Origin of the sequence: Bradyrhizobium sp. 6(2017) (genome assembly GCF_011058295.2) — a bacterium.
Lineage (GTDB): Bacteria > Pseudomonadota > Alphaproteobacteria > Rhizobiales > Xanthobacteraceae > Bradyrhizobium > Bradyrhizobium septentrionale.
In genome coordinates this window covers 2,686,566-2,699,868 of sequence record NZ_CP049289.2, presented here as the reverse complement: position 1 = coordinate 2,699,868, position 13,303 = coordinate 2,686,566, and the positions used below count along the sequence as shown (strand labels likewise).

The 13,303-nt window shown below is 65.7% G+C and carries 12 protein-coding genes; 8 read left to right on the top strand and 4 right to left on the bottom strand.

The window, feature by feature from the left end; genetic code table 11:
• Positions 1 to 84 precede the first annotated feature (84 nt).
• From G6P99_RS12830 to G6P99_RS12800, 7 genes are all read left to right on the top strand, one after another.
• On the top strand, positions 85 to 1,770 hold the full coding sequence (locus tag G6P99_RS12830) for a bifunctional metallophosphatase/5'-nucleotidase (protein ID WP_245284690.1): 1,686 nt from the start codon (positions 85 to 87) through the stop codon (positions 1,768 to 1,770).
• Positions 1,771 to 1,962: 192 nt separating this feature from the next.
• The gene (locus tag G6P99_RS12825; RefSeq protein ID WP_029081381.1) at positions 1,963 to 2,889 is read left to right on the top strand and encodes a histone deacetylase family protein; all 927 of its coding nucleotides are present in this window, start codon (positions 1,963 to 1,965) and stop codon (positions 2,887 to 2,889) included.
• A gap of 129 nt (positions 2,890 to 3,018) precedes the next feature.
• A complete protein-coding gene (locus tag G6P99_RS12820) occupies positions 3,019 to 3,270 on the top strand; it encodes an exodeoxyribonuclease VII small subunit (protein ID WP_029081382.1) in 252 nt (83 codons plus the stop codon).
• Between the two features lie 554 nt (positions 3,271 to 3,824).
• Entirely contained in the window at positions 3,825 to 5,753 is a 1,929-nt protein-coding gene (gene dxs / locus G6P99_RS12815) for a 1-deoxy-D-xylulose-5-phosphate synthase (protein ID WP_029081383.1), read from the top strand.
• Positions 5,754 to 5,946: 193 nt separating this feature from the next.
• Positions 5,947 to 6,510, top strand: a complete 564-nt coding sequence (locus G6P99_RS12810) for a nucleoside 2-deoxyribosyltransferase (protein WP_029081384.1) — start codon at positions 5,947 to 5,949, stop codon at positions 6,508 to 6,510.
• Positions 6,507 to 7,280, top strand: coding sequence for a TlyA family RNA methyltransferase (locus G6P99_RS12805; protein ID WP_245284691.1), 774 nt, complete (start codon positions 6,507 to 6,509; stop codon positions 7,278 to 7,280). The genes G6P99_RS12810 and G6P99_RS12805 overlap by 4 nt, the downstream gene beginning before the upstream one ends.
• A complete protein-coding gene (locus G6P99_RS12800) occupies positions 7,273 to 8,514 on the top strand; it encodes a class I SAM-dependent RNA methyltransferase (protein ID WP_029081386.1) in 1,242 nt (413 codons plus the stop codon). Before G6P99_RS12805 ends, G6P99_RS12800 begins: the two co-directional genes overlap by 8 nt.
• A gap of 98 nt (positions 8,515 to 8,612) precedes the next feature.
• On the opposite strand, the gene G6P99_RS12795 is transcribed toward G6P99_RS12800, so the two are convergent.
• On the bottom strand, positions 8,613 to 9,461 hold the full coding sequence (locus G6P99_RS12795; protein WP_029081387.1) for a DUF1194 domain-containing protein: 849 nt from the start codon (positions 9,459 to 9,461) through the stop codon (positions 8,613 to 8,615).
• Between the two features lie 266 nt (positions 9,462 to 9,727).
• Here G6P99_RS12795 and clpS point away from each other — a divergent pair, with 266 nt between their 5' ends.
• Entirely contained in the window at positions 9,728 to 10,033 is a 306-nt protein-coding gene (clpS, locus tag G6P99_RS12790; RefSeq protein ID WP_029081388.1) for an ATP-dependent Clp protease adapter ClpS, read from the top strand.
• Between the two features lie 6 nt (positions 10,034 to 10,039).
• On the opposite strand, the gene G6P99_RS12785 is transcribed toward clpS, so the two are convergent.
• The 3 genes from G6P99_RS12785 to aroC are packed head-to-tail and all read right to left on the bottom strand — an operon-like array spanning position 10,040 to position 13,266.
• Positions 10,040 to 10,927, bottom strand: coding sequence for a DMT family transporter (locus tag G6P99_RS12785; protein ID WP_029081389.1), 888 nt, complete (start codon positions 10,925 to 10,927; stop codon positions 10,040 to 10,042).
• 12 nt (positions 10,928 to 10,939) lie between these two features.
• A complete protein-coding gene (locus G6P99_RS12780) occupies positions 10,940 to 12,133 on the bottom strand; it encodes an adenylate/guanylate cyclase domain-containing protein (RefSeq protein ID WP_029081390.1) in 1,194 nt (397 codons plus the stop codon).
• Positions 12,134 to 12,177: 44 nt separating this feature from the next.
• Positions 12,178 to 13,266 carry a chorismate synthase gene (aroC, locus tag G6P99_RS12775; protein WP_165128311.1) on the bottom strand — a complete coding sequence of 363 codons (1,089 nt, stop codon included), beginning with the start codon at positions 13,264 to 13,266 and terminating at the stop codon, positions 12,178 to 12,180.
• Positions 13,267 to 13,303: the final 37 nt, after the last annotated feature.

Sequence of the window (13,303 nt, the reverse complement as noted above, 5' to 3'; positions counted from 1 at the left end):
CGTCGCAAAATTGTAGTGGCGCCGGGCCATGATCGTGTGTTCCATGATCGTGCACGCCATGATTATGCGCTCCATGGACAGGTCATGAGACAACCCCGCCCCCGCCTTAAGCCTCTTGCGCCTCTCGTCGCGCTTTGCGCACTCGGTCTGGTCGCGGCAAGCCCCACTCGGGCACAGACCGCGGCGCCGGTGAACTTGCGCATCCTCGCGATCAACGACTTCCACGGCTATCTGCGGCCGCCGCCGGGCGGCATCCGCATCACCGATCCCGCCGATGCCAGCAAGAAGATCATGGTGCCCGCCGGCGGTTCCGAGCGGATGGCAACCATCGTCAAGCAGCTGCGCGAAGGCCACAAGAACAACATCTTCGTTGCGGCCGGCGACCTGATCGGCGCGAGCCCGTTCCTGTCGGCGATGTTTCATGACGAGCCGACCATCGAGTCGCTTTCGATGATGGGACTTGCGATCTCCTCGGTCGGCAATCACGAATTCGACGAGGGCAAGGACGAGCTGCTGCGGATGCAGAATGGCGGTTGCCACCCGGTCGACAAGTGCCAGGGGCCGCACCCGTTCCTGGGGGCCAAATTCCGCTATCTCGCCGCCTCCACGATCGACAAGGCCACCGGCAAGCCGGTGTTTCCGCCCTACGAGATCAAGGAATTGGACGGCATCCCGGTCGGCTTCATCGGGCTGACGCTGAAGAACACCCCGAATCTGGTGTCGCCGGCCGGCGTCGCGAGCCTCGACTTCCGCGACGAGGCCGAGACCGTCAATGCGCTGATCCCCGAGCTGAAGGCGAAGGGCGTCGAGGCGATCGTGGTTCTGATCCATGAAGGCGGCTTTCCGACCGGCGACTATAATGAATGCCCCGGCATCTCCGGGCCGATCGTCGACATCGTGAAGAAATTCGACAAGGCGGTCGACGTCGTGATCTCCGGCCACACCCACCAGGCCTATGTCTGCGAAATCGACGGACGTCTCGTCACCTCCGGCGACAAATACGGCACGCTGGTCAGCGCGATCGATCTGCAGCTCGATCCGCGGACCCATGACGTGATCAGTGCGAAGGCCGACAACACCATCGTGAAGATCGCCGGCACGGCCAAGGATCCGGAGCAGAGCGCGCTGCTGGAATCCTACGACCGGCTGGCCGCGCCGATCGCCAACCGCGCGGCCGGCTCGGTCACCGAAACGCTGTCGCGCGTGCCCAATGATTCCGGCGAGAGCCCGCTCGGCGATATCGTCGCCGACGCGCAACTGCTCGCGACCAGTTCGGAGCCCAATGGCGGCGCGGTGATCGCCTTCACCAATCCGGGCGGCGTGCGCACCGATATCACCAGGCGCGAGGACGGCGCGGTCACCTATGCCGACATCTTCGCCAGCCAACCGTTCCGCAACCAGCTCGTGACGATGACGCTGACCGGCAAGCAGCTCAAGGACGTGCTGGAGCAGCAATGGGCCGACCCGAAACGGCCGCGCGCCCTGCAGGTCTCGAAGGGCTTTGCGTATGCATGGGATGCGAGCAAGCCCGACGGCGCGCGCATCATCGCCGCGCGGATGTCGCTCGACGGCAGGCCGATCGACCCCGCCGCGAGCTATCGCGTCACCGTGAACAATTATCTCGCCGAAGGCGGCGACGGCTTCACGGTGTTCAAGGAAGGAACGGCGCAGCAATTCGGCATCTACGACGTCGATGCGCTCTATGCCTATTTCAAGGCCAACAGCCCGATCGGCCCGACCGCCGGAAAGCGGATCGAGCGGATCAATTGAGGCGCAACCGACACACTTCGCCATCAGACTAGTGAGTGGAACGATGCGGCAGGATCGAAGCTAGGCCCTTTCCGGCGAGCCGGTAACCGCCTAAATTAGGGATCGTTCGCGCATGATCTTGTCCGGAAAACCGCTGCACACTTTTCCGGATCATGCGTCCTCGCACGCGCCACCATTGCGCCGGGAATTTGCATGACACTGCTTCTGACGCACACCGCCTGCCTCGACCATTTGACCCCTCCAGGACATCCCGAACGCCCCGACCGGCTGCGCGCGGTGGCCGAGGTGCTTGGCGAGGACCGCTTCAAGGCGCTGGTGCGCGATCTGGCGCCCGAAGGCGACCTCGACACCGTGCTGCTCTGTCATGGCGAGCATTATGTCGGCGAGCTGCGCCACATCGCGCCGACCTCGGGCATGATCTATATCGACGGCGACACCTCGATGTCGCCGGGCACCTGGGAAGCCGTGATGCGCGGCGTCGGCGGCGCGGTGGCCGCCACCGATGCGGTGATGACCGGCGCCCACCAGAACGCCTTCGTCGCGGTGCGGCCGCCGGGCCATCACGCCGAGAAATCGACGCCGATGGGCTTCTGCTTCTTCGACAATGTCGCGATCGCCGCGCGCCACGCGCAGCGCAAATACGGCATCAAGCGCGCCGCGATCATCGATTTTGACGTCCATCACGGCAACGGCACGCAGGACATCTTCTGGGCCGATCCCACCGTGATGTATTGCTCGACGCACCAGATGCCGCTGTTCCCCGGCACCGGCGCCGCCGGCGAGCGCGGCGAGCACGACACCGTCGTCAACGCGCCGCTGGCGCCCGGCGACGGCGGTGCCAAGTTCCGCGCGGCCTTCGAGAATCTGATCCTGCCGCAGCTCGAGAAGTTTTCCCCCGAACTCGTCGTCATCTCGGCGGGCTTCGACGCACATCACCGCGATCCCTTGGCCTCGATCAACCTGACCGGCGAGGATTTCGGCTGGGTCACGCGCAAGCTGATGGATGTGGCCGACAAGAGCGCCGGCGGCCGCGTGGTCTCCGTGCTGGAGGGCGGCTACGACCTCGAGGGCCTGAAAGAGTCGGTGGCATCTCACGTCACCGCATTGATGGGCGTCTAAATACCCGCCACAATACGCCCGCAAAAATTCGTTTGATTCTGCGCCGGGGCGAGCATGGCCTGCGACAGGTCATGCTCGGACGAACAAGATCAGGTTGCGATCTGATCGGCGCAATCAGGAACGCAAAGAATGGCCGAAAACACCGAGGCGGACGTCAAGAAACTCTCCTTTGAGCGCGCGATCGAGGAACTCGAATCGATCGTCAAGCGGCTCGAAGACGGCAAGGTCCCGCTTGAGGAATCGGTCGCGATCTATGAGCGCGGCGAGGCGCTGAAGCGGCGCTGCGAGGAGTTGCTGCGCCAGGCCGAAGCCCGCGTCGACAAGATTACCACCGACGCCTCGGGCCAGCCGACCGGCACCGAGCCGCTCGACGTGCAGTAGCGCCCGCAAGGCGCCTGACCATCGCGATCCTGCGACAGGATGTCCGCGAGAGCGGACAATTGTTGCTCCGTATTTCCGGCAATTGACCCCGCCGCGGGACGACTGCGGCGGTCCGGTGCTGTCACGAATCTGTCCGATCCGGGCCGGCCGGCTGCCGCAAAAATGGGCGGATTGGAACCCGCCTGCAGCCTCTAGCATTGAAAAGTCTGGATTTTTCAGTAGAAGGCATAGGAACCCAGCGCCCCTAGCGGGTTGGCTTTGGCGGCGGCTTTGGTGTAATGCTTCCAGTTCTATGGGCATTTGAGGGTGGCGGGCGGCCCGAATTATTCGGGCGGCAAGCAACTCAAATGGTTCGATAAAACTGAACCGGGACGGGTGAAGAGCGACCAAGGTGATGCATATCACGTGGTCCAATCCGGAGTGAATCTAGGCTGACAACCAGGCACGGCCTGCCGGGGCGGCACCCAGTGTCTGGCATTCGCTGCGCGGTGAGCGCGCCAACCCATCTCGCGTCGGGCCGTTCGTTCCGACAGGCAAAAAATTGGAAATTCGCTGTGACCACATTTAGTAAAACGCCGCTTCTTGACACGATTCACACGCCGGATGACCTGCGCAAGCTGAAGGTCGAGCAGGTGCGGCAAGTCGCCGACGAGCTCCGCCAGGAAACCATCGACGCGGTGTCGGTGACCGGCGGCCATTTCGGCGCTGGCCTCGGCGTGGTCGAACTGACCACCGCCATCCACTACACCTTCGACACCCCGCGCGACCGACTGATCTGGGACGTCGGCCACCAGGCCTACCCGCACAAGATCCTGACCGGACGCCGCGACCGCATCCGCACGCTGCGCACCGGCGGCGGCCTCTCCGGCTTCACCAAGCGCACCGAGAGCGACTACGATCCGTTCGGCGCCGCGCACTCCTCGACCTCGATTTCGGCCGGCCTCGGCATGGCCGTGGCGCGCGATCTCTCCGGCGGCAAGAACAACGTCATCGCCGTGATCGGCGACGGCGCGATGTCGGCGGGCATGGCCTATGAGGCCATGAACAACGCTGGCGCGATGAACTCGCGCCTGATCGTGATCCTCAACGACAACGACATGTCGATCGCCCCGCCGGTCGGCGCGATGAGCGCCTATCTGTCGCGCCTTTACTCCGGCAAGACCTACCGCTCGCTGCGCGAGGCGGCCAAGCAGATCAACAAGCATCTGCCGAAGGTGCTGGCCAACCGCGCCAATCGCGTCGAGGAATATTCCCGCGGCTTCATGATGGACGGCGGCACGCTGTTCGAGGAGCTCGGCTTCTACTATGTCGGCCCGATCGACGGCCACAATCTCGACCATCTGCTGCCGGTGCTGAAGAACGTCCGCGACATGGAGACCGGGCCGATCCTGGTTCACGTCGTGACCCAGAAGGGCAAGGGCTACGGCCCGGCCGAGGCCTCCGCCGACAAGTACCACGCGGTGGTCAAGTTCGACGTCGCGACCGGCACCCAGGCCAAGGCCAAGCCGAATGCGCCTGCCTACCAGAACGTGTTCGGCCAGAGCCTCGTCAAGGAAGCCGAGAGGGACGACAAGATCGTCGCCATCACCGCGGCGATGCCGTCGGGCACCGGCGTCGACATCTTCAACAAGGCGTTCCCGGACCGCACCTTCGACGTCGGCATCGCCGAGCAGCACGCGGTGACCTTCGCCGCCGGCCTCGCCACCGAAGGCTACAAGCCGTTCTGCGCGATCTACTCGACCTTCCTGCAGCGCGGCTATGACCAGGTGGTCCACGACGTCGCGATCCAAAGCCTGCCGGTCCGCTTCGCGATCGACCGCGCCGGCCTGGTCGGCGCCGACGGCGCGACCCATGCCGGTTCGTTCGACAACGCCTATCTCGGCTGCCTTCCGAACTTCGTGATCATGGCCGCCGCCGACGAGGCGGAAATGGTTCACATGGTGGCGACGCAGGTTGCGATCAACGATCGCCCGAGCGCGCTGCGCTATCCGCGCGGCGAAGGCCGCGGCGTCGAGATGCCGGAAGTCGGCGTTCCCCTGCCGATCGGCAAGGGCCGCATCGTCCGCGAAGGCAAGAAGGTCGCGCTGCTGTCGTTCGGCACCCGCCTCGCCGAGTGCGAGAAGGCCGCCGACGAACTCGCCGCCCACGGCCTCTCCGCCACGATCGCGGACGCGCGCTTCATGAAGCCGCTCGATGAAGAGATGATCATGAAGCTCGCGCGCGAGCACGAGATCCTGATCACCATCGAGGAAGGCTCGATCGGCGGCTTCGGCTCGCATGTCATGCAGTTCCTGTCTGACAACGCCATGCTCGACAGCGGCATGCTGAAGTTCCGCTCGATGATTTTGCCCGACGTGTTCCTCGACCACGACTCGCCGGCGGCGATGTATGCCCGCGCGGGTCTCGACGCCAAGAGCATCGTTGCCAAGGTGTTCGAAACCCTCGGCAAGGACTACAAGACCGAGACCGTCAAGCTCGCGTAATCGTTCCACCTCTCCCCACCGGGGAGAGGTCGGATCGCGCAAGCGATCCGGGTGAGGGGGTGAGGCCCCATGGAAGAACATAACCCCTCACCCGCGCCGGAGCCTGTCATCGGGCGCGCCTTTGGCGCGACCCGGTGGGCGCGACCTCTCCCAATGGGAGGGGTTCCAAGTCGATCTCATCCTAGGCAAGTCCATGAAAATCTATCTGGCAGGTCCTGACGTGTTCCTGCCGGATGCCGTGGAGATCGGTCGCCGCAAGGCGGAGGTTTGCGCCTATCACGGGCTGACCGGGCTGTATCCGCTCGACAACGGCATCGATCCCGCTGCCGCCGGCGCCTCTCTCACCATCTTCAAGAGCAACGAGGCGATGATGGAGTCTGCCGACGCCATCATCGCCAATTTGACGCCGTTTCGTGGCCCCAGTGCCGACGCAGGCACCGTCTACGAACTCGGCTACATGGCAGGACGCGGCAAGCTGTGCCTCGCCTATTCGAACGATCCGACGTCCTACGCCAATCGCGTGGCGCGGCTGAGCCAGGTCGTGCCGGCATCCGACGGACGCCTGATCGACGCGGAGGGGCTGACGGTGGAAGAGTTTGGATTGCCGGACAATCTGATGATGATGCACGCGCTCGATCTGCACGGCAGTCCGCTGGTGACGCCGCGCGAGCCGTCGGCTGATCTGTGGCACGACCTCACCTCCTTCGAGGCCTGCGTGCGGCTCGCCGCCACGCAGCGCCGTCAGGGCGCCAAGTGACCAAACAAGTGACCAAGCCGGGCGACAACGACAACGACGCATCCGCCGGCAAGCGCATCGACGTGCTGCTGGTCGAACGCGGCCTGTTCGAAAGCCGGGCGCGGGCGCGCGCCGCGATCGACGCCGGCCTCGTGACCGCCGACGGCAAGCCGATTGCAAAAGCGTCCGAGATCGTCGCGCCCGGTGCCACACTCACGGCCGAGCCGGCGCATCCCTATGTCTCGCGCGGCGGCGTCAAGCTCGCCGGCGCGCTCGAGCATTATCCGATCGATATCGAGGGCCACGTCTGCCTCGATGTCGGCGCCTCGACCGGCGGCTTCACCGAGGTGCTGCTCGCCAATGGCGCGAGCCTGGTGTTCGCCATCGATGTCGGCCACGGCCAGCTGCATCCCTCGCTGCAGGGCCATCCGAAGATCGTCTCCATGGAGGCGACCGACATCCGGAATTTCGAGGGCAAGCGCCTGCCGGCGCGACCCGACATCGTCGTGATCGATGTCAGTTTCATCTCGCTGAAGCTGGTGCTGCCGGTGGCGCTGTCACTGGCGGCCGCGCCGATGCATCTGTTGGCGCTGATCAAGCCGCAATTCGAGGCGGCGCGCAAACACGCCAAGCGCGGCGTCATCCGCAACGCGATGGTGCACCAGGAAATCTGCGACGATATCGCAGCCTTCGCCGCCTCGCTCGGCTGCACCGACATCCATGTGTTCCCGTCCTCCATCACCGGTGGCGACGGCAATATCGAATTCTTCCTCGGCGCGCGCCGTGGCTGAGCTCCTCACCATCGACCATGTCGGCCACCGCGGCGACGGCGTCGCGATCGACGGGGCGCAGTCGACCTTCGTGCCCTACACGCTCGGCGGCGAAACGGTCGAGGTCGAAGACGTCCCCGGTCAGCATCCCGACCGGCGTCGGCTGCTGCGGGTGGCGCAGGCAAGCCCGGAGCGCATCGCGCCGTTCTGTCCGCATTTCGGCGTCTGCGGCGGCTGCGCGATCCAGCACTGGAACGACGCGGGATACCATGCCTGGAAGCGCAACATCGTGGTCGAGACCCTGGCGCAGACGAAGATTGCGGCCGAGGTTGCCCCGCTGCTCGATGCCCACGGCGCGGGCCGCCGCCGCATCACGCTGCACGGGCGCATGGGCACCCATGAGGTGCTGAAGGTCGGCTTCGCCGCTGCAGGGTCACATGACATCATCCCGGTCGACCGCTGTCCGATCCTCGATCCGGCGCTCGACGGCGCGCTTGAGGCCGCCTGGGCGGTCGCCGAGCCGCTGATCTCGATCGGCAAACCGCTCGACATCCAGGTCACCGCGACCCTCAACGGCCTCGACATCGACGTGCGCGGCTCCGGCGCGCTGCCGACGAGCCTGATCACCACGCTGTCGCGCGTCGCGGAGAAACATCGGCTGGCGCGGCTGACGCGGCATAGCGAGCTGGTGCTGCAGCGCGGCTCGCCGGAGGTTGCGATCGGCAAGGTGAAGGTGGTGCTGCCGCCGGGCTCGTTCCTGCAGGCGACCGTCAAGGGCGAGGAGACGCTTGCGGCGCTGGTTCGCGAGCATTGCGGACGCGCCAAGCACATCGCCGATCTGTTCTGCGGCGTCGGCCCGTTCGCGCTGCGCCTCGCGGAGAAGGCTCGGGTCACAGCCTTCGACAGCGATGCCGGCGCGATCACAGCGCTGCAGAAGGCCGCGCAATCGACGCCGGGGCTGAAGCCGCTCAAGGCCGAAGCACGCGACCTGTTCCGCCGCCCCTTGATGCCGCAGGAGTTGCGCGACTTCGATGCCGTGGTGTTCGATCCGCCGAGACAGGGCGCGCAGGCGCAGGTCACCCAGCTGGCGGCGAGCAAGGTGCCGGTGATCGTCGCGGTGTCCTGCAATGCAGCGACGTTTGCGCGCGACGCGAAAATCCTGATCGATGGCGGCTACAGGATCGCGGGCGTCACCCCGGTCGATCAGTTCCGCCATACGCCGCATGTCGAACTGGTGGCGCGGTTTGCGCGCTGATCAGGATAAAACCGTAGGATGGATAGAGCGGAGCGAAACCCATCGCAGCGGAACGAGAATGATGGGTTTCGCTCCGCTCTACCCATCCTACGCGATCACTACCGCCCCCAGCGGTCCTGCCAGATCTTCTCGCCGATCGTGCAACTGACCCGCGGCTCCTTCTCGGCGGTCCGCACGATCGGGCGCTCGGGGGTGCGGCCGGCGACTTCGAGCAGCAGCTTGGTGCGGATCGCCTCCTTGAACTTCTCGCGGTCCTTGATCGTCACCACGAAAGAGCCCGGCCCGCCGATCACGCAATCCTCGTAGTACAGGTCGAGATTCTCGATATCCATCGTCGAGTAGGAGGGCTCCTTCACCATGATCGGCAACCCGTTGATGACGATGCCCTTGTCGAGCGCCGCATCGCGCGCAGGCGTGATCGGCGCGCCGTTGTTGTTGGGCCCGTCGCCGGAAATATCGATCACGCGGCGCAGGCCGCGATGCGGATTCTCGTCGAACATCGGGATTGCGAAATAGATCGCGCCGGAGATCGAGGTGCGCGAGGCGCGGCGCACCGGCGTCTTCATGATCTCGGCGGCGACCGCATCGGCGGATTCCGGGCCATCGATCACCCGCCAGGGAATGATGACCTTCTGATCATTGGAAGCGGCCCATTCGAAATAGGTTATCGAAATCTTGCCGTTCGGCCCGGCCTTCAGCGCCTGCAGGAAATCCTTGGAGACGATTGCCTGCGCATAGCCCTCGCGCTGGATCGCGAGCTCGTCCATGTCCATCGAATAGGAGACGTCGACCGCGATGATCAGTTCGATGTCGACGCTCGGTGTGGATTCCTTTTCCGCCAGCCGGCCGGTCTGTGGTCCCGGGCCCGGCGCGGCAACACCGGCCACATCGCCGCTGGCCAGCATGCCCGCGACAAGCACCGCTCCGATCGAGACATACCAGCGCATTGCGGCCCTCCCGTCGTATGAGCGTCATGGTGACACGCAAATCCGGCGGCGAAAAGCGCTGATATCATTTGTCCTTCACATTCAGGTTAGTCACTTGCAGGTTGGTCACTTGCAGGTTGGACGCGCTTGCAGGTTAGACATCACCTGTCTCGAATGAGACAAAGCGCGCCGTGCCGTTGCCGCAATGACGCCGTGCAATTCGACCGGTTCCAAGGCGCGCCGGAAGACGGTATTCTTACGGGGCAATCGCGAGGGAGTGCCGGGCGATGCCCGATAGCGTCGTCAAACCAAAAACCAGGACCAAGACCAAGGTCGAGCGGCCACGCCTGCACAAGGTGATCCTGGTCAACGACGACTACACGCCGCGCGAATTCGTCGTCACCATCCTGAAGGGCGAATTCCGCATGACCGACGACCAGGCCTACAAGGTGATGCTGACCGCACACCAGCGCGGCGTCTGCCTGGTCGCGGTGTTCACGAGGGACGTCGCCGAGACCAAGGCAACGCGCGCCACCGACGCCGGCCGCGCCAAGGGCTATCCACTGCTGTTCACCACCGAGCCGGAAGAGTAGCTGTAATCACCGTTCCGCCGGCCGCGCGAGCTGCGTCCGCTGGCTGGCCACAATATCGGCGACGACGGCTCCCATCACCAGCGCGCCTCCCAGCAACGCGCGGGGCGACGGCACCTCGGCAAACGCCAGCCATACCCAGAACGGCATCAGCGGGGTTTCGAGGGTGGCGATCAGCGAGGCCTGGCCGGACGGCAGGAATCTGGAGCCGATCGTAAACAGAGTGAGACCGAGACCGACCTGGCATGCCCCGAACATCGCAAGCACGCCGAGATCGGCGCCGGTGACCGCGCCGATGCCCTGCGCGAATGGAAGGCTGACGACGCTGCCGAGAACATTCGAGAGCGCCGCGGCGGCGATCATCGGGGTGCCCTTGTGCCGGCGGATCATCACCGTCATCAGCGCGATCGCCAGCGCCATGATGCATGCAAGGCCGATCCCCCGGTAGTCCGTGATGCCTTCAGCGCCGCTGACGGTGATGGCCACGCCCGCGAGCGCGACGAGGCTTGCCAGCAATGTGCCGGGGCGCGCCCGCTCGCCGAGCCAGAGCCAGGCGATCGCGGCCGCCGCAAACGGCTGCATCGCGACAATGATCGCGACATTGGCGACGCTGGTCAGTTGCAGCGCCGGAATGAACGTCACCATGCCCAGGGTCGAGAGGCTGGCCACCAGCCATCCGCTCATGGGCATCACGACGAGATCGCGCGCGCCGCGCCAGCCCTGCGTGGCGAGCAGGAACAGCGCGATCGCGCCACCGCCGAACAACCCGCGCCAGAACAGGATGGTCCAGGAATCGAAGTGCAGCAGCCGGGTGAAGAACGGCGCGGTACTCCACGCCGCCGCGGCCGCGACGACCAGCGCAATCCCGGTGCGGCGCTGCGCGTCCGTGTCAGTCACGCCGCGCCGCCGCTAGCCAGCGGCCGCGCGCGGCGCCTCGTCGAACAGGCCGTAGACCCGCTCGGCCTTGGAAAATCCGGCGATCGGAAACTCGCCGAGATCGCTCCAACCGCCGTCGCAGATGCCGGCGAAGCGCTCGGAGGCGACGACGGTGCGGCCGAGGCGGCCGGCGATCTTCTCCAGCCGCGCGGCAAGATTGACCGCCGGACCGATGCAGGTGAAGTCGAGCCGGTTGCCGCCGCCGATATTGCCATAGAGCACGCGGCCGAGATGCAGCGCGACGCCGAAGCGGAAGCGCTCGACCACATCGCCGTTGGCGAATTGCAGCGCCTCGACGCCGGCGCGGGATGCGCGCGCGGCGTCCAGTACGCGCGAGCAGACCTGCACCTCGTCGCCGAGATATTCATCGACCGGGAACACCGCGAGCAGGCCGTCGCCCATGAATTTGAGCACTTCGCCGCCATGGTCGCGGATCGCGGTGACCTGGCAATCGAAATAGAGGTTGAGGATCTCCACCACCGTCTCGGACGGCAAGCGGTCCGACAGCGCGGTGAAGCCGCGCAGGTCGGACAGCCAGATCGCCGCATCCATCGTATCGGCATGGCCGCGCCGGATCTGGCCGCCCATGATGCGCTCGCCGGCCCGGTTGCCGACATAGGTGTCGAGCAGCAGCGTGGCGGTGCGGCGCAGGGTCACAATCTCGATGTAGCGCGCCAGCGGCACGGTGATCGAGCGGATCGCATCGAGCTGCTCCTCGGTGAAGCCGCCCGGCTGCCTGGTGGTCCAGCTCGACGCATTGACGAAGCCATCGGTGTAAACCAGCGGCATCGCGACATAGTCGGTGACGCCCTCCGCCTGCAGGTCCACGACGATCGGAAAGCGTGCGCTCGCGGGGTCGTCGAGCCGCGCGCGCACTTCAAGTCCCTGCCTGAAGACGATCGACAGCGGGCTGACGGCAAATTCCGGGGAGTCCAGAATGTTGTGATCGACGGTGCCGGTTTCGACCTCCGCGCCAGGCGTCCAGAAGAAATGGCGGCCGTAGATCTCGGGATGCAGCGTGCGCACGAAGACGCCGACCCGCCACAGCGGCAAGCCGGCCCGCACCAGGCGCTCGCAGCATTCCGCCATCATCTGCGGCGGGGTCGGCGCCGACCGCGCGCCACCGATCATCCATTCGATGATGTCCCGTAGCTCCGACGCATTCATTGGCAATTCCCCGGGCGATCTGGCGACCGCCACTATATAGGGGATCAGCGCCCGGTCTGCCCGCGGTCGCGCAGAAAATGATCGGCCAGCACGCAGGCCATCATGGCCTCGCCGACCGGCACCGCGCGGATGCCGACGCAGGGATCGTGGCGGCCCTTGGTCAGGATGTCGGTATCGGCGCCCTTGCGGTCCACAGTGCGGCGCGTGGTCAGGATCGAGGAGGTCGGCTTGACCGCAAAGCGCAACACCACCGGCTGGCCGGTCGAGATGCCGCCGAGAACGCCGCCGGCATGGTTGGACAGGAAACGCGTGCCGTTGTTGCCGGTCCGCATCTCGTCGGCGTTCTCTTCGCCGGTGAGTTCGGCGGCGCCGAAGCCGGCACCGATCTCGACGCCCTTGACCGCGTTGATGCTCATCATCGCGGATGCCAGGTCGCTGTCGAGCTTGGCATAGATCGGCGCGCCGAGGCCTGCCGGCACGCCCTCGGCGACGACCTCGATGACGGCGCCGATCGAGGACCCGCTTTTCCTGATGCCGTCGAGATAGCTTTCGAAGAACGCCGCCTTGTCCTTGTCGGGACAGAAGAACGGGTTGTTGGCGATCTCGTCCCAGTCCCACTTCTCGCGGTCGATCTTGTGCGGGCCCATCTGCACCAGCGCGCCGCGCACCTTGACCTCGGGCAGGATTTTTCGCGCGATCGCGCCGGCGGCGACGCGGGTCGCGGTCTCGCGCGCGGAGGAGCGGCCGCCGCCGCGATAGTCGCGCAGGCCGTATTTCGCTTCATAGGTGAAGTCGGCGTGGCCGGGGCGGAATTTGTCCTTGATCTCGGAATAGTCCTTGGAGCGCTGGTCGGTGTTCTCGATCAACAGCGCGATCGGCGTGCCGGTCGTGACCTGCACCCCGCTCTCCGGATGCGCCATCACGCCGGACAGGATCTTCACCGCATCCGGCTCCTGGCGCTGGGTGGTGAAGCGCGACTGGCCGGGCCGGCGGCGGTCGAGGTCGTGCTGGATCTCCTCCACCGTGAGAGGGATCTGCGGCGGGCAGCCATCCACCACGCAGCCGATCGCAACCCCATGGCTCTCGCCGAAGGTCGTGACGCGGAACATATGGCCGAACGTATTGAAGGACATGGCGTGTCGTAACGCGCGCAGGCAGCGGGGTCAAACC

What these genes read in the sequence shown, in the direction of transcription:
- G6P99_RS12830 (WP_245284690.1), top strand. Translation starts at nt 85, where the DNA reads ATGAGACAACCCCGCCCCCGCCTTAAGCCTCTTGCGCCTCTCGTCGCG.
- G6P99_RS12825 (WP_029081381.1), top strand. Translation starts at nt 1,963, where the DNA reads ATGACACTGCTTCTGACGCACACCGCCTGCCTCGACCATTTGACCCCT.
- G6P99_RS12820 (WP_029081382.1), top strand. Translation starts at nt 3,019, where the DNA reads ATGGCCGAAAACACCGAGGCGGACGTCAAGAAACTCTCCTTTGAGCGC.
- G6P99_RS12810 (WP_029081384.1), top strand. Translation starts at nt 5,947, where the DNA reads ATGAAAATCTATCTGGCAGGTCCTGACGTGTTCCTGCCGGATGCCGTG.
- G6P99_RS12795 (WP_029081387.1), bottom strand. Translation starts at nt 9,461, where the DNA reads ATGCGCTGGTATGTCTCGATCGGAGCGGTGCTTGTCGCGGGCATGCTG.
- clpS (WP_029081388.1), top strand. Translation starts at nt 9,728, where the DNA reads ATGCCCGATAGCGTCGTCAAACCAAAAACCAGGACCAAGACCAAGGTC.
- G6P99_RS12780 (WP_029081390.1), bottom strand. Translation starts at nt 12,133, where the DNA reads ATGAATGCGTCGGAGCTACGGGACATCATCGAATGGATGATCGGTGGC.
- aroC (WP_165128311.1), bottom strand. Translation starts at nt 13,266, where the DNA reads ATGTCCTTCAATACGTTCGGCCATATGTTCCGCGTCACGACCTTCGGC.